Raw genomic sequence first — 21,034 nt, 5'->3', positions numbered from 1 at the left:
GTTGCAATCTCGAACTAGCGAGTTAAAAACTGTTTATAATGTTGTAGACAGGAATCGCCGGACTGCAGCCTTCTATCTCGGTACTGTTAGCTATCTCACGAAAACGTATAACTGAAAATACAATATCGGCGTGGGCGAACTGCTCAGTACCCTTTGCCGAGGAGTTCGCGAGCGATGATGTTCTTCTGGATCTCCGTGGTGCCCTCGTAGATCTGGGTGATCTTCGAGTCGCGGTAGAACCGCTCGACCGGGAAGTCGTCGACGTAGCCGGACCCGCCGTGGATCTGGACGGCTTCGTTAGCGACGTCGACGGCGATGCGGGAGGCGTACTCCTTGGCCATGGAGGCGAGTTTCGTGATGTCTTCGCCCTGGTCGACCTGCCAGGCTGCCTTGTACGTCAGGTTGCGCGCCGCCTCGATCTTCGTGTACATGTCGGCGAGCTTGTGCTGGATGGCCTGGAACTCGGCGATCGGGCGACCGAACTGCTCGCGCTCCTGGGCGTACTCCAGGGCCGCGTCGGCAGCGCCTTTGGCGATCCCGACGCCCTGCGCAGCGACGCCGGTCCGGGTCTCGTCGAAGAACTGCATCTGCTGGAGGAAGCCCATGCCGCGGGTGCCGATCAGGTTCTCCTCGGGGACGCGGACATCGTCGAAGATGAGTTCGGCCGTGTCGGAGGCGCGAATCCCCAGCTTGCCGTGGATCTTGTCCGCTTTGAAGCCGTCGCGGTCGGACTCGACGACGATCTGGGAGAAGCCGTTGTACCGGCCGTCGGCGTCGGGGTCGGTCTGACACAGGACGACGAAGAAGTCGCCGACCGTCCCGTTCGAGATCCACATCTTGTTGCCGTTGATGACCCACTCGTCGCCATCTTTCTCCGCCCGCGTGCTCACGGAGGAGACGTCAGAGCCGGTGTCGGGCTCGGAGATCGCTGCGCCGCAAACGGATTCGCCTGCGGCGACAGGCTCGAGGTACTTCTCTTTCTGCTCTTCCGTCCCGAACTCCATGATGGCCTCGGTGCCGAAGGAGGCAGCCGAGATGCAGAACCCGATGCCGGGGTCGATCGAGAACAGTTCCTCGGCGATGATGATGGTTTCGAGGGTCGAGTAGCCCGCACCGCCGTACTCGATGGGGATCTGGGACCCGAGCAACCCCATCTTGGCCGCTTCGTCCATGACCTCGTGCGGATACTTCTCTTCCCGGTCGTACTCGTTCGCGACCGGCTCGATCTCGTTTTCACCGAACTTCCGGACTTCGGACCGGATCTGTTCGAGCTCGCTTGGCAGTTCAAAATCCATGCCTGGGTGTGAGGGAACATGACATTATAATCTTTTGCAATCAATAGAAAACTTGTAAACTGTTGTTGCCCGTCACTGAAACACTGTTAATTTGTACACTTATCGTTTAAACCGCGAGCACACTGTTAATCGTTGGCATGTGGAACGAAAACGTTGAAAGCCCCCCATGGAGAGAATAACAATGTTCGACTTATGCAACTCGAGGACATCGAGACCATCGCGGTTCTTGGCGCAGGCAACATGGGCCACGGGATCGCAGAGGTCGCTGCACTCGCGGGATACGAAGTTCGACTTCGTGACATCAAAGAAGAGTTCGTTCAGAGCGGCTACGAGGACATCGTCTGGAGCCTCGAAAAGCTCGCCGAGAAAGAGCAGATCAGCGAGGAAGAGGCGCAGGACGCCGAAGACCGCGTGACGCCGCTGGTCGACATGGAGGAAGCCGTCGGCAGCGCCGACGTCATCATCGAGGCGGTGCCCGAGAAGATGGAGATCAAGCAGGACGTCTACGGCGAGGTCGAGGAGTACGCGCCCGACCACGCCATCTTCGCGACGAACACCTCGTCGCTTTCGATCACGGACCTCTCGGAGGTCAGCGAGCGTCCCGAGCAGTTCTGCGGGATGCACTTTTTCAACCCGCCGATCCGGATGCAGCTCGTCGAGGTCATCTACGGCGAACACACCGACGACGAGACCATCGAAGTCATCGAGGAACTCGCCGAGGACTTCGGCAAGTCCCCGGTCCGCGTCCGCAAGGACTCGCCAGGCTTCATCGTCAACCGCATCCTCGTGCCCCTGATGAACGAGGCCTGCTGGATCGTCGAAGAGGGCGAGGCCACCATCGAGGAAGTCGACTCTACGACGAAGTACGACGTGGGCCTTCCGATGGGCGCGTTCGAGCTGGGTGACCAGGTCGGCAACGACATCACCTACCACGTCCTCGAGTACATGAACGAGGTCGAGGGCGAAGAGTACGCACCGTGCCCGATGCTCGAAGAGAAAGTCGAGAACGAGGAACTCGGCAAGAAGACCGGCAAGGGCTTCTACGACTACGAGGACGGCGACGGCGCCGACGTCCCGACCGACGAGATCCGCGAGGACGTCAAAGAGCGCCTCCTGGCGACGATGGCCAAGGAAGTCGCCTACCTCGTCGGCGACGACGTCGCGCCCGCAGCCGACGTCGACGAAGCGACGATGCTCGGCGCCGGGTTCCCGGACGGACCCGCCAGCCTCTGTGACGACTACGGGCTCCAGACGCTCGCCGACACGCTCGACGAACTCCACGACGAGACGGGCGAAGCCCGCTACGACGCCCACGACTACCTCTACAAGGCCGCCGACGAGGGCGGCTTCTACGGTGGCGCCGACGAGGACGAGGACGCCGAGAACTTCGACCTCATCGAATTCGAGCGCAGAGACATCGACGTCCCCGAGGGGCACAGCGAAAAGCAGGTCGCACACATCACCATCGACCGCGCCCACCGGATGAACACCATCAGCCTCGAACTCCTCGCAGAACTCGACGAGGCAATCGACATCGTCGAGGACGAGGACCAGCTTCGTTCGATCCTCGTCACGGGCGACGGTGACAAGGCGTTCTCGGCAGGCGCAGACGTGCAGGCGATGGCGACGAGCGCCGACCCGCTCGACGCGATCGACCTCTCCCGGACCGGCCAGCAGACGTTCGGTCGTCTCGAAGAGTGTCCTGTGCCTGTGGTCGCCGGTATCGACGGCTACTGTTACGGTGGCGGCATGGAGCTGTCGATGTGTACCGACATCCGCATCGCCTCCCAGCGCTCTAGCTTCGGCCAGCCCGAGCACAACCTCGGCCTGATCCCAGGCTGGGGCGGCACCCAGCGCCTCGCGAACCTCATCGGCGAGAGTCGCGCGAAGGAGATCATCCTGACCGCGGACCAGGACTACAGCGCCGAGGACATGCAGGAGTACGGCTTCGTCAGCGAGGTCGTCGACAACGACGAACTCGAAGACCGCGCCTTCGAGCTGGCCGCCGAACTCGCCCAGGGTCCGCCGCTGGCCAACGAGTTCTCCAAGAAAGCCATGCTCAAGGGCCGCGACGACACCGAAGCCGGGCTGGAAGTCGAAGCCCAGGCCTTCGGCCACCTCATCGGCACCGACGACATCATGGAAGGCATGACCGCCTTCATGGGCGACGGTGAGCCCGATTTCGAAGGTGAATAATCGGGCGAACGTCGTCAGATCGGCGGTCTGACGGAAGCGACCCCGACTTCCAGGGCGAGTAGCGCCCCACCAGCGTCCGAGTTTTCCTTTACTTTCACCGTGGCTGGTCTAGTATTTTGTGTGGCAGTGGCATTTCTGGTCGACAGTCATTTCGATCACGGCGGCTCTGACCGACAACTGCAAGTCCATCACGTTATCCCGGTTCGATGCTTCCGAGAGGCGAGCGGAGCTGACGTTTCAGAAGCCCATCATCTTGATAGTTTAATGCTGCTCTGTAACGAGTGCCATCCGAAAGCCGACCATAGGCTCATTGAGTCCGAATCCAGTGTCGAACGCCCTGGGAACAGACACTGTCATCCTCACCCAATACGAGGATGAAAAGCAGGGTTTATTACTTGCCCACTCTCAGCTATGAATGCGCACCGTTGGTGTAGTCCGGCCAATCATCTTGGCCTTTCGGCAAAGTCGCGGCACTCGTGTCCGCCTTTGGAAGACAGCCGAGGACCTGGGTTCAAATCCCAGACGGTGCATTCTCAACTTTCCTACTGGATAGCCGCTGTGCTGTGACTCATCTCTGTCTCGCAATCCGCGATCCGGCGTTCTCTTCGACTTTCCCGGGTAGGTTTCGATGCGGGTGACGACGCCGATCGCACTCGGACACAAATGTTTGGAGGGCGAGTAGTGTTTATATACTGTCAGCAACGGGTACGATTCAAGACCTGTTACTGACCCTGGTATATTTAACGACAGATACGTAAGCAAACAGCATGTCACCACCCGACACCTCTCAACATTGGCGGGAGGCTGAGGAGGAGTACACGGACGAGGTCATTGGGAACACGACGATTCCCCAGTTGTTCGAGGAGAGTGTCGAGCGAAACGCCGATCGTGATGCCCAGATGTACAAGGGTGGGATCTATCCACGGTCGCTCACGCCGGGGATTCTCCCGGAGCCGAAACCCGGTGAGTTCACGACGATCAGCTACGAGAAGATGGCCCAGATCGTTCGCCGACTCGCGACCGGGTTCCGTGAACTCGGGCTAGAGCCCAACGAGCGCGTCGGCATCCTCTCGAACACTCGGATGGAGTGGGCGCTGTCGGACTTCGGATTGCTGGCGGCTGGTGGCGTCGTCACGACCGTCTACACGGAGTCGTCGCCCAAGCAGATCAGGTACCTGTTGAACAATCCCGGTGCGATCGGCGTCGTCGTCGAGAACGAGCATCTGCTCGACCGTATCATCAAGGTGCAGGACGACCTCAGTCTCGAGTTCGTCGTCGTGCTGGACAACCTCACGAAATACGAAGACGTCGACCAGATTTACACGCTGGACGAGGTGTACGACCTCGGTGCGGAGCACTTCGACGAGGACGAGTACTACTCGATGGTCGAGTCCCGGAACGTCCACGATCTGGCGAGTCTCATCTACACCTCGGGAACGACGGGGAAACCGAAGGGCGTGAAGCTGACTCACCACAACTTCCGTGCGAACATCAACCAACTGCGCAAACGAGCCGGTCCGAGACCGGACAAAGGTGACGACGTGCCGGTGATGGACGCCGGAAAACGCTCGATTTCGTTTTTACCGCTGGCACACGTCTTCGAGCGGACGGTCGGGCACTTCTACATGTACGCGTCGGGAGTGACGGTCGGGTACGCGGAGAGTCCGGACACGGTCAGCGAGGACATCAAGAAGATCGAACCGTACGGCGCTGCCAGCGTGCCGCGGGTGTACGAGCGCATCTTCGACGAGATGCGCGACCAGGCCAGCGGCTCGGATTTCAAGGAGAGCATCTTCGAGTGGGCCGTCGACGTCGCTCGCGAGTACGGGAAGACCGACGACCCGGGGCTGTCGCTCAAACTCAAACACGGCATCGCCAACCAGCTGGTGTACAAACAGGTCAAGCAGCAACTCGGCGGCAACACCGGCTTCCTCATCAGCGGGGGCGGGAGCCTCGACAAACGCCTCGCGGAACTGTTCGACGGGATGGGCGTTCCGATCTACGAGGGCTACGGGCTGACCGAGGCCTCGCCCGTCGTTTCGGCGGCTCCAACAGAGGATCACCGGTGTGGGACGCTCGGAACGCCCGTCGCGGACGTCGAGATCAAGATCGACGATTCCGTCGTGTCACAGGATCAGTTCAGCCAGGCCGAGGGTCAGGTCGGTGAACTCCACATCAAGGGCCCGAACGTCACGGAGGGCTACTGGGAGATGGAGGAAAAGACTGAAGAGGCGTTCACGCCCGACGGCTGGTTCAGGACCGGTGACATCGTCGAAGCCCGTGACGACGGGTATCTCGTCTATCACGACCGCTTGAAGAACCTGCTCGTGCTCTCGACCGGGAAAAACGTCGCACCCGAACCGATCGAGAGCGAGTTCTCCACGTCCTCGCGAATCGAGCAGATCATGGTAATGGGCGACGACGAGAAGTTCGTCAGCGCGCTCATCGTGCCGAACTTCAACGCGATCCGTCGGTGGGCCAAGAACCGCGACATTAGCCTGCCGAACACCAAAGAGAAAGTCTGTGAGAACGATCAGGTGAGCGAGTGGGTCAACGAGGACGTCCAGCTGGTCAACCGAAACCTGGAGAAACACGAGACCATCAAGCAGTTCGAGCTCGTCCACATGGAGTGGACGCCCGAAAACGACATGCTGACGCCGTCGCTGAAGAAGAAACGGCGAAATATCAAAGCGGAGTTCAGGGACAAAGTCGACCGCATCTACGACGAGCAGAGCGAAGCGGCGACGGCCGACGACTAGTCTCTCACCGCATCAACGAGGACAGCACGCGCGACTCGGCTTTTCTGAGGTGTTCGTCGACGGTGCTGGGCGCACACCCGAGGGCGTCGGCGATGTCCTCGTGAGTGGCCTCGCGGGGGATCTCGTAGTATCCCTCCTGGATCGCCGTCTCGAACACTTCGTGTTGGCGTTCGGTGAGGATCGAGAGGATGTCCTCACGGTCGGGTGAGTACTGCCCGGCCTGCTCGACGGCGAAGCGAACGCCGTCGGGCGTCTCGCCCAGGGCCTGCCGGAGCATGTCGTGTGTCCCGACGATCGTCGTCCGGAGTCCGCCCTGGTTGGTGTATTTCAGGGGCGTGTCGATGATGAGCGCGTACTTCTGTGCGAGCGCCATCAGACTCCCGGCCGGTTGTCCCGGTGGAACGTGGAGGTAGAGGTGAAAGACGTCCTCTTGGACGTCGAGGACGTCCCAGGCGAGCACGGAGTTCGACTCGTCAATCGACTCGCTCAGTGCTTCGTGGTCGCCGCGGAGTCGGTAGAGCAAGACGCCGGTCCCGTCGCCCAGCGCGTTGACGTGCATGAGCGACACGCGCGAGACGTCGGGGTGGTCGGCGATGACCTTCCCGGCAGGATGAATGGCTCCGTTCTCCGGTGTGATCGTGAAATCGAAGTACCTCATGTAGCGCCCCCTTCAGCGACCGAATGTCATCGTTCCTTTCGTTCCCGACACATTATGTGTTTCGGCACACATCTCACTTGCCGCCAGCACAACGGACGCTCTCCCGCGGCTGCGCGAATGCTCCCGGCGCCTGTCACTCCGACGCGTCTTCCAGTGCGACCATCGGGCGTGGATAGTCGCTGCCGAGTTCGACGCCGTGTGTTCGTTGGGTTTGCGTGTCCATTCGCCACGGCTCGTGGACGTACTCGGGCGGAAGCCCGTCGAGTTCGGGCAGCCACTGCGTAACGTACTCGCCCGCTGGATCGTACCGATGGGCCTGCCAGAGCACGTCGAATCGCTTGTCGCGGGAGTCGTTGCCCGTGCCTGCGACGTAGGCCCAGTTCCCCCAGTTGCTGCAAACGTCGTAGTCGATCAGTCGCGACTCGAAGTACGACGCGCCCGTCCGCCAGTCGAGGCGGCGGTCGTTCGCGAGGAAACTCGCGACGTTCTGGCGGCCCCGATTCGACATGTACCCCGTGGCGTTCAACTCCCGCATGTTGGCGTCGACGAAGGGAACACCCGTCTGGCCGTTCGCCCACCGAGAGAACGCGTCCTCGTCGGTGTGCCACTCGACGTCGCGGTCTCGAATCCCGCCCGGCCGAAAGAAGGCCGCGCCGTGTTTTGCGAACTGGAACTGGAAGAAGTCGCGCCACGCGAGTTCGAAGCCGAGCCAGTACGTCGAGTCGTTCTCGACGCGCTCGCGTTCGTACCGGTCGATTTCGGCATAGATCTGCCGCGGCGAGAGACAGCCGTGTGCGAGCCAGGGAGAGAGTTTCGAGGAGTAGTCGGCACCGAGGAGACCGTTCCTGGTCTCCTTGTACTCTCGGAGGCAGTCGCGGTCCCAGACGTACTCCGCTAGGCGGTCGAGCCCGGCCGTTTCCCCGCCATCAAACGCGTAGACAGCTCGCTGGTCCCGCCCGAGTGGGGCGTCGTCGAAGCCGAGTGCGGCCAGCGTCGGTATCTCGCTTACGTCGAGCGTCGAGCTGGGGACCTTGTTCGGGCTCGGGAGTGGCTCTCGGGGTTCGATCGTCGCTTCGACGTCCTGTCGCCAGGGCGTGAACGTGTCGTCGATGTTCTGAACCGGTGTTGGGAGGTCGGCCGGATGATACAGCGTGTGCGTCCACGCGGTCTGCAGGGCCCGGCCCTGATCGCGTAATGCGGTCCGAACGGCGGTTTCGACGTGTCGTTCCTCGGGTGCGGGAAGCGTCTGCGAGTAGACGGCGTCGGCGTCGTATTCGCTCGCGACGGCCGGAAGCACCGTCGACGGACGGCCGTATCTCACGACCAGTTCGCTGTCCAGCCCCCGTAGCGTGGCACGGAGGGCCTGGACGCTCTCCCGGAGAAACTGGGCACGTCGGCGGCCGGTCTTCGGGAACCCGAACGTCGTCGTCGCGAACGCGTCGGGATCGAAGACGAAAACCGGGACGATGCGGGTTGCCGACTCGAGTGCCCGCGTGAGCGTGGCGTTGTCGTGGAGTCGGAGATCGGACCTGAACCAGACGACTGCTGTGTCTTCTGTCATCGGTGGGGAGACCGGGAGTCGGTCTCCTGCTAGTTGGTCTGGATGGACATCAACGTAGTTACTCCGTGACCACGGTCACGGTGCGCGTCCGCGGCCCGTCACACTCCACCAGCAGCACGGACTGCCAGGTTCCCACGTCGAGTTCGCCGTCGACCACGGGAACCGTGACGCTCCGGCCGAGCAACATCGATCGGAGGTGCGCGTCGGCGTTCCCGTCGAGTCGGTCGTGATCTCATCCCTCCTCGGGGACGATGTCCGCGAGCGCCCGCTCGATGTCCCCGAGCAGCCTCGGCTCGGCTTCGTTCACGCTCACACCTGCTGTCGTATGGCGAACGAACACCGTACAGGTACCAGTCGCGTCCTGCGGCACTGCGTCGTTCACCTGTTCTGTGATGTCGACGACCGTCAGTCGGTCGTCCGTACTCACTTCGACGGTCGCGTTACCACTCATACAAAGACGGACGATCGACCGGCGCTTGAATGCTGGGCTCGGGGTTACTCCTGGCGGTCCGAAGGACTCGTCTGTGACCAGAGTCCCTCGAACAGCTGCCGGTCCTGGGAGTTGACGTGGTAGGCTGCCGACGCGACGAGAATGAGGAGATACGTCGCTGCGACGGCGGGCGCACCAACGGCACCGAGCAGCGGCGTCCCGATAGACGCCGAGAGCACCGTCCCGAACCCGAGGATACCGAGAATGAGATAGTATTCGGCCCAGGTGATGCCGTACCGTGGGACGACCTCCATGTACGTCGTGATCTCGGCGGCGCGATCGCGGAGCCGCACCTCCTTCGAGTCAGTGTCGTAGTTGACGATCCCGAGGTCGTCGAGTTTCGGGAGATGCGTCTGGTGGAGCGAGACGTACACGCTCCGTCGTTTGTCTCGTGGCGCCGGTGACTCGCCGGTTTCCCGGGTCGCAACGTCCTCGGAGAGATCACGGACGCTCAACGTCCCGCTGTTCTCCCGAAGACACTTGATCGCCAACCGCCGCCGGTCGTTCCGTAAGATGTCGTGTATCTGACTTGCTTCCAGTGATTCCTTCGTAGTAGTTTGGGCGACCATACTCACCTCCCGGATTCGTTCGGTTTGCACGCACGTCCCTGCGGCTGCTCGTGGCTGTCCCTTACGATTCGTACCACTTATCTTATTCTATAGACGGATTTCTCCAGTGTTAATCTCTCCTAACAACTCATTACCCTATATAACGAACAGATTAATATGGGTGGACAGAATACCTCAGATAACCACAATTGGTTGGTGGGGTTACATGAGTGGGGCAACACAGGAGCCCGTCTCCGGTCGGGGGGCCGGCGTCGGGCCAGACAGTCCGTCGACAGTGGAATCGGAAACGGCGCAGTCGCTGCGTCGAGAAGATGCGTTCGAGGTTCTGAGCAACGCACGCAGACGACACGTCATTCACTATCTGCTGCAACAGGAGGATCGGGTGACGTTACGGGACCTCTCGGAACAGATCGCAGCGTGGGAAAACGACGTGGAACCGGTTGACGTCTCCTCGAAGCAACGCAAACGCGTGTACACTGCACTGCGTCAGTCGCATCTGCCGAAACTGGACGACAAGGAGATCGTTCACTTCGACGCGGATCGTGGGACGGTCCAACCGACCGATCGCCTGTCGGATCTCAAGGTCTACATGGAGGTCGTTCCAGAACACGAGATCCCCTGGAGTCACTACTATTCGGGGATCGGTGTGATTTCGGCGTGCGTCACAGTGCTGTCGTGGACGGGACTCGTCCCGTTCAGTGAACTCCCCGGCCACCTCCTGGCGGGCTTGACTGCCGGCCTGGTGTTGGTGTCGGGTCTGGTCCACGCGTACGAGACCCAGAAAAGCCACCTCGGGTCTGACGGTCCGCCGCCGGAGTGCCGACGCTGACGGATCCGAAACCTTTCGCTACTGGTTCCCCGTGTAATTGCTGATTACGGCCGTTCTCGGGCCGTTCGACGTCTCTCCGTCTGCCCTTCGCTTTCGTTCACGGCCTCCATTCTTGATTTCAGCATTGGATTGCTCGGTTCCAGTATGTGTATACAAAAGGACGTGTGGCCAGTACGATGGGACAACACGCACTGATGAGGGCACAGTCGGTCGGGTTGTCGGATTCAGTGACGGGGGACCATGGGGTGCGTGGGACCAGCCGCTCCGGCAGGGAGTGGCATCGAGAGTGAGACCTATGACAGACAAGAACATCGAACTCACGCGACGCAAAGTATTGGGCGGTATTACGACAGTCGGCGTTGCAAGCGCGGCTGCGGGTGCGGGGACGTTTGCACTGTTCTCCGATTCAGAGAGTACTACCGATCAAACAATTAGTACTGGGACCGTGGATCTGAACGGGAGTGAACCGACAGTACAAAGTCTCACTGCGGAAGATCTCGCGTCGACTTCGACGTTTAGCGGCAAGTTCGAGACGACCTACGAAGGAAGTCTCAACGGGGACATCTACCTCGGTATGACCATCACCGATGACTCCGACTACGATACTGATGGTGATGGTACAAACGAAATCGATCCACTATCCACAAAAGTAAATCTTGAAACCGGTGGTGACAACGTCGTTACAATTGGTGCCAAAAACGATGATGGCACCATTGACGGTGAAACCGATGTTATGACTAAAGGGGAATCAAGTGGCGATTCTGGAACTCTACCGACCGAAGTCGCAAACGAAATCAACACGAGCGCCGAACTCAACAATCCGAATCCAGATACGCTGCAGTCTCTTTCCAGCCAGTTGAAAACAGACGAGAACGATAATCCGACGTTCAAATATCTGACCGACGTCTCGGAGAATACAACTATCAATATCCAATTGAAGTGTAAGATCTCGGACCTCGGTAATGACTACCAGGGGAAGGAGCTAGTCCTCAATCTCCACATCTATGCTGTTGAGACAGGTCAGGACCCGACCTACTTGTAATAACGACCACAATTCCTTTTAGTACTTGCCGTGAGCACGAAACGCCAGGCCGTCGGGTTCGCTGTGTTGCTCGTAGTAGTTCTGCCGTTTCTGTTGGTTGCGGCCCCCGACCTCGCAGGGGCGGACCACAGTTATGTGGTTCTGTCATCCAGCATGTCGCCATCGATCAACGCTGGTGACGTGGTGTTCGTCTCCGAAGACGACCCAACGAAAATTCGCGAGAACGATGTTATCACGTTCAATCCGAGCGGTGGACCGCTCTCGGAGCGCGATGAACTCATCACCCATCGGGTCGTGAACGTCACCGAGAGCGATGGAACGCTGTATTTCGAGACGAAGGGCGATGCGAACGATTCGCCGGACGCTGAACCAGTCCCAGCAGAGAACGTCGTCGGACGGGTCACGTTCACTATCCCGTTCATCGGTCACGTCGTCTCCTTTGCGAGCTCGGGCGCAGGCACGTTGTTGCTAATCGTCGTTCCGGCCGTGCTCCTCGGACTACTGGAACTGCGGGACCTGTACCGCGCGACGGAAGCCGCTGACTCCGACTCTCCGAAATAGGTCCCACCAATGTCACTAAACCGAATCGCACTGCTGGTCGTGATCATCGTGTTCCTGAGCGTAGCCGGAGCTGGAGTGGGACACACCACTGCGTCGTTCAAATCCGAGATGACGACAACGGGGACTGTCGAAACCAAGCCGGACTTCACGATGACGGCGAAGAACTTCAGCGTTGCTGGGATTTCTACTGTCCGGGACGGAGACACGAGATACACCGTCCGTGTGTCGGTTCCGGCGACTGCCGAGGTTCGCTCTGACCAGTTCGAGTTGACAGTCGGCGATGGCGGCCACCAGGTCAAGCCGGTCAAGGCTGCTTGCAATCAGGTGTCGACTGAACGAGTTATCTGTACGCTGGAAGTAGCGGGCGCTGATCTTCGGGGTCACGCCGGACAGTCTGGGGCAGTTGCGACCACCGTTCGAGGATGGTGGGAATACGACCGCGATTTCGTGTCCCACGGCCGCATCGAACTGATCGATACCGAAGGCAGTCACGGGCCGGTCAGCGACACGAGTGCACAGACTGCGACGGTGAAAGAGTCGAGCAGTTCTGATCTCAGCACCGTTAATCAGTCACAGGGGTCGGCCAATCAGTCAACGCCTGTCGCGACGTCTCTGTCCGGGACAAGTACTGCTACGGACCAGACAGTAAACGGCACAGACAACGAGACGACTGCATCCAACCTGAGCGTTAATTCCACTGGTTCGACTACCGGTTCGGCGGGAGGGGCGAACTCAACCAATCCAGGCTCGAACGAACAGTCTTCAGCAACCGACGACAGCACGGGTAACAGTGATACCGCGGAGGCCACGTCGTCACCAACGGGCGAGACACAGACCTCGGCGTCAGCCGACGATTCGAAAACTGTGTCCGAAAGTACTCCGACATCGTCGACTGACGACCAATCCGCCTCGAAGAGCGACTCCGCAGACGGATCTACGGGTGAGACGACGAGCGACAGTGACGGAGATGCAGATGCCGACACCTCGCCTCCGACATCGACGAGTTCCGATAGTACTGATTCGATGACTGATGGAGAGGGTTCGGACACGACCGAGACACGGACTGCATCGAAAAGTGAGGGTTCGGACACAGATTCGGCTGACGAATCCACTGATTCCGGGACGGATTCGACGACAGTTACCGAAGGTGAGGAATCGATTGATTCGGGGACTCGAACGACGGATTCGGATACAACGACGGAGTCCGATTCGACAGGGAGTACTGATAGCTCGACAAGTGGAAGCGCTACAACATCAGATACGGACTCTGACTCGGATGACCAGACGAGTGACTCCGAATCTACGCAAACCGAGGATACATCCGGTTCGGGTGAAGAGGAAGGTACCTCGGATGGTAGTAACTGAAAAAGAGGTCCTGTCAGAGTTGCCGGTCAGGCAAGCCACTCGTCGGGTTTCGTGTCGTAATCGACTTCGGTGGCGGCGATGTCCTCGACCTCTTCCCAGTCTAAATCGCGGATCTCGATTTCCTCGCCGTCGAAGCGGATGAGTTTGCCGCGCTCTTCGGGTTCCGGCTCTCGGTCGCGTCGTTTCGCGACTTCGATGTCGTGCTCGTCGAGTTCCTTGACGATGGTCTTCAGGTTCACGGGCCGACCCCAGAGGTGGAAGACGCGTTCGAGCGTCTTTTTCGCCTGCTCGATGTCGAGCATGACGCCGTTGTACTTGTGGGCCAGCAGCAGTTCGTTGCGGTTGTTGTAGTTGCCGTCCTGGACGACGATGGTCGGTTTCCCGAAGTTGGTGAACCGCAACATCAGCTTCTTCTTGACGTCCTCGTAGTCGGTGCTGGTGACCCGGTAGTCGCCGGTCGACTGCGTGAACTCGTAGGTGAAGTAGTGGTTGTCGTCCACGAACTCCTGGGTGAGAAACTGATCCAGGAAGGTCACGTCGTTGTGACTCTCGCGAATCTCGCGCATCCGGTCCCAGCCGCGGGTGTAGTCGACGTCCGCGAGCGCCTCCGCGATCGAGTCGTACCGGGAGTCGTCGAACATGTACCGCGAGGTCCGTTCGAGTTCCTCCTGGCTGACCCGGCTGACGAACCCGCGGTTCTGCGGTTCGACCAGCGAGTAGTGACGTTCGGCCAGTCCCTCGTAGGTCAGCACCTTCCACGGGTACTTCTCGACGTCGAGCTCGCCCTCTCTGGCGCGGTCGAGTTGCGTCGCGTCGACGCGCGGGTCCTCGGGATCGAGGTCGTCGAGCGAGTTCGCGTCGATGGCGGTGATCTGCTGATCCGGGGCGATGAGGCTCTGCACCTCATCGAAGTCCACGCGGTCGTGGAAGTTCCGCCAGGTGATCCCGTCGACGCGGAGGATGTGTTCGACGACCTCGCGACGGTTCGTCGTGTTCTCGACGTACTGCCAGAGTTCGAGGCCGAGTTTGTACGGGTTGAGCCCCGGCGAGCCCAGCACCTGCGCCATGTGGTCGGCGTAGTTGATGAACTCGTCAGCGCCGGCGAAGGCCTCCTTCGTCATCATCACCGACTCCCAGTAGGCGGCCCACCCTTCGTTCATCACCTTCGTCATCTTCTGGGGGGCGAAGTAGTACGCCTCCCGGCGGAGGATCTCTAAGATCTCTCGCTGCCAGTCGGTCATGCCGACGGCCTTCTCGGCGTCCTCGTCGTACTGCATCCCGTGTTTTCGGAGGAAACCGAGCACGTCCTTTTCGGGCTCTTCCGGGAAGGTGACGTCGTCGTCGTCGGGACGTTGGGCTTCGAGCCACTCCTCGTCGAACACCTGGCCTTTCACCTCGTCGGAGAGGTCGAGTTCGTCCAGTTTGTCCGAGAGGTCCTCGACGTCCTCGTCGGCGTCGACGAACTCGTCGGGGTGTTCGGTCTCGACGGGGGCGAACCGCTCGTGCTGGTCGATGTTGTCCTCCAGGCAGAGGACGTTGTCGATCCACTTCTCGACGGCCGCACGGTCGATGTCCGGGTCGAGCATGTACTCCCGGATGGCGTCGGCGTGACGCGCCAGCATCGCGGCGGCGTCGGGGTCGTCCGCGAACATCCCGAACCACTCGTTGTTCTGGAAGAAGTCCGCGTGGGCCTCGACGTGGGTGATGACCGCCTTCTGGTCGGCCATCGTGTTCGACTCCTGGAGGAAGGCGTGGCTGGGGTTGTCGTTGTTGACGATCTCGAAGGCCTTCCCGCCGAGGAACTGGCTCTGTTTCTGCTGCTGGTCGTACTGCATCCCCCAGCGCCAGTGCGGGTAGCGCTGCTGGAACCCGCCGTAGGCGATGAGTTCGTTCATCTCGTCGTAGTCGACGATCCAGTAGTTCACCGGATACGGCGCCAGCCCCAGTTTGTGGGCCAGGTTCGAGGCCTCCGTGACCGGTTCCTCCAGGCTCTCGGCGATCTTCTTGGCTTCGTGTCTGTCGGTCATTGCGCTTCCTCCTCCGTGGACAGGATGGTGTAGATGGCGTCGACGACGTCCTCCGGGCTGGAGACGTAGGCGACGGCGACGTCGCCGCTCTCTCGGAAGTGTCGCTCGACTTCTTCGGCGTGGGTGGCGTTGATGGCGTTCCCGCTCGGTTGGGTCTCCACGTAGGCGTGGAGGTTCGCGGGGATCTGCTCCATCAGCGGGATGACCTGCTCTTCGGTGTCGTTCGAGGAGTTCTCGGAGTCGCCGGCCGCGAACACGTAGCGGTTCCAGTCGGCCCAGGGGTACTCCTCTTCCAGGATCGCCGCCGCGAGTTCGTACGCGCTGGAGATGCGCGTCCCGCCGCCCGAGCGGATGCCGAAGAACTCGTCGCGGTCGACTTCCCAGGCTTCGGCGTCGTGGGCGATGTAGACGAACTCCGCGTGGTCGTACTTGCCCGTGAGATACCAGTCCAGCGGCGTGAACGTCCGCTCGACGAGTTCGCGCTTTTTCTCACGCATCGATCCGGAGACGTCCCGGATGTTCACGACGACGACATTCTTTTCGCGCTCTTCGATGATCTCGGGGTAGCGGTAGCGCTCGTCCTCGCGACGGAAGGGAATGCTGTCGACGCCGTCCCGTCGGATGCGCTCTGCCGTCGAGGACTGCTCGACGTTCGCCTCCATCTCCTCCATCGACGTCCAGGTGGTCTTCTCGTCGGAGCTGAGGTCGGCGTACTCCTCTTCGAGCCAGGCCTTCGACACCGGGATGTTCTCGCCGCGGGCCCACTCGAACACCGAGGACGGCCCCATGCCGTCGACTTTGAGCGCCTCGCGGACGTACTCCCGGTCGAAGTCCATCGCCAGTTTGCGCTTGAGGCCCTTCTTGAACAGGCGCTCGAAGTCCAGCGTCGAGGAGGGACCCGTCCGGGTCATGTCCGTGAAGTCGCCTTCCTTCTCTTCGATGACCTTCTTCCCCTTGGGTTCGAGATCCAGACCGAGTTCCTCGTCGAGTTCCTGGGCGAACTCCTCGGGGTCCATCTCGTAGTACTCGTGTTCGCCGCCCTCTTCGCCGGGTTCGCCGTCCTCGTCGCCGTCGCCGGGCTGTGGCTGCGGTTCGCCGACGGGTTGGCCCTCTTCGGCGCCTTCGCCCTGGCCGACGCCGCCCATGTCGCGCTGGTCGTAGGCGAACTCCGGGAGGTCGACGATCTTGATGGGGATCTTCACCTCGTCCGGCCGCGACTGGCCCAGATCCCCGTACTGAATGAACTCCGCGAGGTCCTGCCGGCGCTCCTCGCCGACTTCACGGTACCGTTCGAGGTCGTCCTCTAGTCCCATTTGTAACTCACCTGGCTCATGACGTGTCGACTGGTCAGTTCGGCCGAGGCCTCGCTGTACTCGAACATCTCGATCATGTTCTGGATCGTGTCCTCCTTGACCGCGGCCGTCTGGGTCCCGCTCGGCGGGTTGTCCCACTGCTTGGGGTCGAAGTCCTCGAAGGTCCGTCGGACGTCCTCCCAGTCGTGGGAGCCCAGCACCGACTTGATGACGGGAATCTCCTTCGTGTTCACGTCCGACACCTGGAACTCCTCGTCGCGGTTGTGCCAGGCGTGGCGGTTGAGCGCCGTGATGATCTTGTTCGTCCGGAACTCCGTGACGGCCTCCGTGGGCTCGTTGCCGTCGTACTGGTCCTCGCTGAAGCGGCCGAGGTGCTCGATCTCGAACACCTTCATCTTCAGCGGGTCCGGGTCGACGTACTCGCCGCGATCGTTCTCGATCTGTTCGTCGGCCTCCCAGGCGTAGACGTGCTCGATGTACTCCTCGACGGTGTCCTCGTCGACGCGCTTGTCGCGCATCACGGCCTTGAGCACGTCCGACTCCTGCTGGCTGAACACGTGGTTTTTCACGGTGACCACCTGGTTCTCGAACTCCACGCGCTCGCTCCCGGAGAACACGGGGGCGTCAGAGAGCCCCTCGGCCATCGCGTTGAGGATGTCGCGGGGCATGATGACGTGTTCGACCGGGAGGTCGGCGTGGAAGCGGTCCTGTTCCTCGTGGAGCAGATCCGCGATGACATCCCGGGTGTAGGTGACGGGGATGCCCTGTTCGCCGTCGTCGGCGTCGTCGTCCCACTCGAAGTCCTCCATCTCGATCTCCTCGTCGCCCTCGCGGAGGTAGCCCCGATCGAACAGCAGCGCCTTGTCCACGAGGTCGAGCCCGTTGGGAACGTCCGTGTCGTCGAGCCGCGTCACGACGGCGTACAGGCCCGCCGCCTCGATGGCGTGGGGCGCGAGTTCCTTCTCGTTGACTTCGGCGTCGTTGTCCCTGACCCGGATGGACAGGGGTTCGCGAATCCAGGACTCGAGTTCGTCCCACGTCGTCGCCGTCCAGACCTCCGTCTCGTTGGTCAGCTCCCGCCGCAGAAGCTGTGCCTCCAGCGAGAGGTTCGTGAGGTAGATAAACTCGTGTTTGTCCAGCCGGCGCTTGAGCGCCTTGAGCGGGTCCTGGCCCTCGCGGTCGGCGTGTTGATTCAGCCGCGCTTCCAGATCCGGGTTCGAGATGATGATCATCTGGGTGTCGATGTCCATCCCGATGCCTTTGTCCAGTTTCACCTTGCCCTCGTCGGGGACGTTCAGGAGTTTCTGGAGCAGGTCGGCGTGCTGGGCGGCGTCCTCGACGATGGTGAGCAGGCCGTTGCCCTGGGAGAGCACGCCGTCGTAGGAGAAGGCCTGCGGGTTCTTCCGACCCCGGGAGTCGAGCTCCCGGAGCATGCCGGCCATCCAGGAGCCGACGAGGCGTTCTTTGGGGGAGCCGTCGTCCTCGCTGTGCAGGACGCCGATGCCCCGGCCGACGTCGACGACGAAGTTCTTCACCCGGAGGTGTTTGGGGTCGGTGACCGCCGAGAAGAGGTCCGTGACCTCTTGGCGGCGGTACTGCTCTTCGAGGTAGTCGTAGGCCTCACGGCAGAACGGGTCGAGCTGGCCGTCGACGCGGATCTCGATGTGGTCGTCGAGCCGGCCGTTGACCTCTCGAAGCAGGTCCTGCCTGACCTCCTGGGGGAAGACGGTGAGCGGATGGGACTGGACGGGACTCTCGTACCAGTCGTCCTCGTCGGTCGCCGGCACGTCGCCGTAGGTCATGCCGCTACTGGCCTCGCCGGCGCCAGCGACGTTCCACTCGACGGTGTAGCGCCGTCCGTCGTCGGTCTTCGAGAACTCGCGAAGGCCGTTGATGAGACACCGCTTGAGCTCGGACTTGCCCGTCGCCGTGGGGCCGTCGAGCCAGATTATCTTCTCGTCTTTACCCCGCGAGGCCGCGATCGAGCGCAGGTCGTCGACGAACTGGTTGAGCGTGTCCGTGTTCCCGAGGATGGCGTGTTCGCCGTCGTTGTGCGGGTCGTCGAAAAAGCGGTAGCGCTCTTTCTCCTCGCCTTCCTCGATGACCGTCCGAGTGCCCGCGGCCTCGATGGCCGAGAGCAGGTACTTCGAGGCGTGGGCGGCCAGCTGGGGGTCCTCCAGGACGAGGTCGACGTACTCGGCGAGGCTCATCGGCTCCTGGTAGGTCGCTTCCAGGGCGTCGTCGGCGGCGTCGATGAAGTCGTGTCCGGCCATTACTCTTCCATCTCTGCTTTGGCGACCTCGGCACCGGCGAATTCGAGCACCTCCTTTGCCCCTTCGCGGGTGTAGCCCTGTTCCATGAGCGCGTCGACCCACGCGTTGCGCTCGTCGTCGTCCATCTCGTTGCTCGACACCAGTGCCGAGAAGTTGATGTTGTGCTTCTTGTCCTCCCAGAGCTTGCGCTCCAGGGCGCGCCGCAGGCGGTCGTTGTCCTGCGGGTTGAACGTGTCACCCTCGCGTGCGCGGCGGGAGACCCAGTTCGACACTTCCTGACGGAAGTCGTCCTTGCGGTCTTCGGGCACGTCGAGTTTCTCCTCGACGCTGCGGAGGAACGTCTCGTCGGGTTCCTGCTCGCGGCCGGTGATCTCGTCTTCGACGGTGTCGTCGTCGATGTAGGCCATGACGTGGTCCATGTACTTCTCGCCCTGGCGCTGGATCTCGTCGATGTCGTAGGCCAGCGCGTGGCGCACGTCCTCGATGGCCCGGTCCTTGTACTCCTCGCGGACGAGTTCGAGGTAGCGGTAGTACTTCTCGAACCGGTCTTCCGGGATGGAGCCGTGGTTCTCCAAGTTCTCCTCGAAGTGGTTGAACGTCGTCAGCGGCGAGAGGAACTGGCGATCGCGGTGCATCGAGTCCATGATGGCCTCGGCGATCTCGTCGCCGATGAACCGGGGCGAGACGCCCTCCATGCCTTCGCCGATCTCGGCCATCTCGGCGGCCTCCTCGCGGAGCTTCTTGACGTCGACGTCCTCGGTCTCGTCGACCTCGCCGTTGTACGCTTTGGCTTTCTGGAGGAGGTCCACGGTGCCCGAATCGGGTTCTTCGATGCGGGTGAGGACGCCGAAGAGGCCGGCCATCTCCAGGGTGTGGGGTTCGACCTGGATGTCCGGGAGGTCGGCGTTGCGGAGCATCTTCTCGTAGATGCGCGCCTCCTCGGTGTACTGGAGGACGTACGGGAAGTCGATCCGCTTGGTGCGGTCGTTGAACGCTTCCATCTTCTCGTCGCCCTTCTTGTCCTTGTACTCGGGCATGTTCGTCCGCCCGACGATCACCTGGTCGATGTCGATCCGGGGGTTGTTCTTGGGCTTGATCGTCTGTTCCTGGGTGGCGTGCAGGAAGTCGTAGAGGAACTCGCGCTGGAGTTTGAGCAACTCCTCGCCGGAGAAGATCCCGCGATTCGCGTTACAGAACGCACCCGAGTAGTCGAACGCTCGCGGGTCGGACTCGCCGTAGATGGCGATCTTCGAGTAGTTGACGTCGCCGGTGAGTTCGGTCTCGTCCTGGTTTTTCTTGTCCTTGGGCTCGAAGGTCTCGATGCCCTGGCGCTGGTTCTCGTCGGCGACGAGCCTGATGATCTCGACGTGGTTTTCGAGGACGCTCTGGAGGTCGTCGTCGTAGTTGGCCAGCAACTTGTCCATGTAGAACTCGCTGGCCGGGTCGAGCGCCTGCTCGTTGCGGATCGTGTACGGCGCTTCGAGGATCTCGTTGATGTCCTCGATGATCGAGTCCCGCTGCTCCTGGGGCAGCAAGACGATTGGGTCCTGGTTCATCGGGGACCGGACCACGTCGTCGGCGGGGTCCTGATCCGGAATCACGTCACAGAGGTTCGTCCACCGGAACGTGTACATGCGCCCCTCGTCGCGCCGGGTGTAGTCCTCGTAGTAGCGCCGGATCTGGCGGTCGAAGTCGGACTTCCCGGAGCCGACCGGCCCCAGCAGGAGTTTGATCCGCTTCTCGGGACCGAGTCCGCGGGCACCGCTTTTGACTTTGTTGACGAACTCGTGGATGGCTTCGTGGATGACGCGGCCGTAGAACGTGTTTTCGCCGTTCTGGAGCGGATCTTCGGCGGCGAGTTCGTACTCGACGACGCCGGCGTCTTCGTCGTACTCGGTGCCGTAGTAGTCGAACATGTCAGCAACGCGCTGATGGGCGTTGCGGGCGATCCGCGGGTCGTCGTACAGCTGTTCGAGGTACCAGTCGAACGTGTGGGTCTCCCTGAGGTCCGATGGGATCGAGTCCTGGTACTCCCGACTCAGCTCTGCGAGGGTGTCCTTGTTACCGGTCATGCTATCGTGGACAGTGTTAGGGTG

General features: G+C 61.3%; 14 protein-coding genes, 1 tRNA gene and 1 pseudogene. 6 read left to right on the top strand and 10 right to left on the bottom strand.

The features are described 5' to 3' along the window. Positions 1 to 143: 143 nt before the first annotated feature. Entirely contained in the window at positions 144 to 1,295 is a 1,152-nt protein-coding gene (locus MU553_RS14695) for an acyl-CoA dehydrogenase family protein (protein WP_247378759.1), read from the bottom strand. Positions 1,296 to 1,487: 192 nt separating this feature from the next. Here MU553_RS14695 and MU553_RS14690 point away from each other — a divergent pair, with 192 nt between their 5' ends. The 3 genes from MU553_RS14690 (at position 1,488) to MU553_RS14680 (ending at position 6,250) form a co-directional block, all read left to right on the top strand. Continuing rightward, positions 1,488 to 3,491 (top strand): 3-hydroxyacyl-CoA dehydrogenase/enoyl-CoA hydratase family protein, encoded by a 2,004-nt coding sequence (locus MU553_RS14690; protein ID WP_247378758.1) that lies wholly within the window; start codon positions 1,488 to 1,490, stop codon positions 3,489 to 3,491. Positions 3,492 to 3,910: 419 nt separating this feature from the next. Next, positions 3,911 to 4,021: transfer RNA gene (locus MU553_RS14685), tRNA-Glu, on the top strand. 237 nt (positions 4,022 to 4,258) lie between these two features. Continuing rightward, on the top strand, positions 4,259 to 6,250 hold the full coding sequence (locus tag MU553_RS14680) for an AMP-dependent synthetase/ligase (protein WP_247378757.1): 1,992 nt from the start codon (positions 4,259 to 4,261) through the stop codon (positions 6,248 to 6,250). Between the two features lie 4 nt (positions 6,251 to 6,254). Here the strand turns inward: MU553_RS14680 and MU553_RS14675 are convergent, their stop codons facing one another. The 4 genes and pseudogenes from MU553_RS14675 to MU553_RS14660 form a co-directional block, all read right to left on the bottom strand. Next, positions 6,255 to 6,908: a helix-turn-helix domain-containing protein gene (locus MU553_RS14675; RefSeq protein ID WP_247378756.1), complete on the bottom strand. Its 654-nt coding sequence runs from the start codon at positions 6,906 to 6,908 to the stop codon at positions 6,255 to 6,257. A 133-nt stretch (positions 6,909 to 7,041) separates the two neighbouring features. Then, positions 7,042 to 8,469, bottom strand: coding sequence for a DASH family cryptochrome (locus tag MU553_RS14670; protein WP_247378755.1), 1,428 nt, complete (start codon positions 8,467 to 8,469; stop codon positions 7,042 to 7,044). Between the two features lie 58 nt (positions 8,470 to 8,527). Beyond that, a pseudogene (locus tag MU553_RS14665) lies at positions 8,528 to 8,920 on the bottom strand (secondary thiamine-phosphate synthase enzyme YjbQ). A gap of 44 nt (positions 8,921 to 8,964) precedes the next feature. Beyond that, positions 8,965 to 9,528: a DUF7344 domain-containing protein gene (locus MU553_RS14660; protein ID WP_247378754.1), complete on the bottom strand. Its 564-nt coding sequence runs from the start codon at positions 9,526 to 9,528 to the stop codon at positions 8,965 to 8,967. A 205-nt stretch (positions 9,529 to 9,733) separates the two neighbouring features. Here MU553_RS14660 and MU553_RS14655 point away from each other — a divergent pair, with 205 nt between their 5' ends. From MU553_RS14655 to MU553_RS14645, 3 genes are all read left to right on the top strand, one after another. Next, complete coding sequence (locus MU553_RS14655; RefSeq protein ID WP_247378753.1) at positions 9,734 to 10,357, top strand: DUF7344 domain-containing protein; 624 nt, start codon at positions 9,734 to 9,736, stop codon at positions 10,355 to 10,357. A 295-nt stretch (positions 10,358 to 10,652) separates the two neighbouring features. Then, the gene (locus MU553_RS14650; protein ID WP_247378752.1) at positions 10,653 to 11,399 is read left to right on the top strand and encodes a TasA family protein; all 747 of its coding nucleotides are present in this window, start codon (positions 10,653 to 10,655) and stop codon (positions 11,397 to 11,399) included. Between the two features lie 30 nt (positions 11,400 to 11,429). Continuing rightward, entirely contained in the window at positions 11,430 to 11,960 is a 531-nt protein-coding gene (locus tag MU553_RS14645) for a signal peptidase I (protein ID WP_345893375.1), read from the top strand. 587 nt (positions 11,961 to 12,547) lie between these two features. On the opposite strand, the gene MU553_RS14640 is transcribed toward MU553_RS14645, so the two are convergent. The 5 genes from MU553_RS14640 to MU553_RS14620 form a co-directional block, all read right to left on the bottom strand. Then, positions 12,548 to 13,009, bottom strand: coding sequence for a hypothetical protein (locus MU553_RS14640; RefSeq protein WP_247378751.1), 462 nt, complete (start codon positions 13,007 to 13,009; stop codon positions 12,548 to 12,550). A 342-nt stretch (positions 13,010 to 13,351) separates the two neighbouring features. Continuing rightward, positions 13,352 to 15,352, bottom strand: a complete 2,001-nt coding sequence (locus MU553_RS14635; RefSeq protein WP_247378750.1) for a SpoVR family protein — start codon at positions 15,350 to 15,352, stop codon at positions 13,352 to 13,354. After that, positions 15,349 to 16,665 carry a YeaH/YhbH family protein gene (locus MU553_RS14630; RefSeq protein WP_247378749.1) on the bottom strand — a complete coding sequence of 439 codons (1,317 nt, stop codon included), beginning with the start codon at positions 16,663 to 16,665 and terminating at the stop codon, positions 15,349 to 15,351. The genes MU553_RS14635 and MU553_RS14630 overlap by 4 nt, the downstream gene beginning before the upstream one ends. After that, complete coding sequence (locus tag MU553_RS14625) at positions 16,656 to 18,938, bottom strand: PrkA family serine protein kinase (protein ID WP_247378748.1); 2,283 nt, start codon at positions 18,936 to 18,938, stop codon at positions 16,656 to 16,658. Before MU553_RS14625 ends, MU553_RS14630 begins: the two co-directional genes overlap by 10 nt. Further along, on the bottom strand, positions 18,938 to 21,010 hold the full coding sequence (locus MU553_RS14620) for a PrkA family serine protein kinase (protein WP_247378747.1): 2,073 nt from the start codon (positions 21,008 to 21,010) through the stop codon (positions 18,938 to 18,940). Before MU553_RS14620 ends, MU553_RS14625 begins: the two co-directional genes overlap by 1 nt. Positions 21,011 to 21,034 lie beyond the last annotated feature (24 nt).

This window comes from Halorientalis brevis, from assembly GCF_023077655.1.
The sequence above is the reverse complement of the archived record's forward strand: the minus strand, read 5'-3'. Positions and strand labels throughout refer to the sequence as shown.

Bases quoted from the DNA above. Each gene is read 5' to 3' on its own strand.
- MU553_RS14635 (WP_247378750.1), bottom strand. From the start codon at position 15,352: ATGACCGACAGACACGAAGCCAAGAAGATCGCCGAGAGCCTGGAGGAA.
- MU553_RS14650 (WP_247378752.1), top strand. From the start codon at position 10,653: ATGACAGACAAGAACATCGAACTCACGCGACGCAAAGTATTGGGCGGT.
- MU553_RS14660 (WP_247378754.1), bottom strand. From the start codon at position 9,528: ATGGTCGCCCAAACTACTACGAAGGAATCACTGGAAGCAAGTCAGATA.
- MU553_RS14690 (WP_247378758.1), top strand. From the start codon at position 1,488: ATGCAACTCGAGGACATCGAGACCATCGCGGTTCTTGGCGCAGGCAAC.
- MU553_RS14695 (WP_247378759.1), bottom strand. From the start codon at position 1,295: ATGGATTTTGAACTGCCAAGCGAGCTCGAACAGATCCGGTCCGAAGTC.
- MU553_RS14675 (WP_247378756.1), bottom strand. From the start codon at position 6,908: ATGAGGTACTTCGATTTCACGATCACACCGGAGAACGGAGCCATTCAT.
- MU553_RS14655 (WP_247378753.1), top strand. From the start codon at position 9,734: ATGAGTGGGGCAACACAGGAGCCCGTCTCCGGTCGGGGGGCCGGCGTC.
- MU553_RS14680 (WP_247378757.1), top strand. From the start codon at position 4,259: ATGTCACCACCCGACACCTCTCAACATTGGCGGGAGGCTGAGGAGGAG.
- MU553_RS14620 (WP_247378747.1), bottom strand. From the start codon at position 21,010: ATGACCGGTAACAAGGACACCCTCGCAGAGCTGAGTCGGGAGTACCAG.
- MU553_RS14670 (WP_247378755.1), bottom strand. From the start codon at position 8,469: ATGACAGAAGACACAGCAGTCGTCTGGTTCAGGTCCGATCTCCGACTC.
- MU553_RS14630 (WP_247378749.1), bottom strand. From the start codon at position 16,665: ATGGGACTAGAGGACGACCTCGAACGGTACCGTGAAGTCGGCGAGGAG.
- MU553_RS14625 (WP_247378748.1), bottom strand. From the start codon at position 18,938: ATGGCCGGACACGACTTCATCGACGCCGCCGACGACGCCCTGGAAGCG.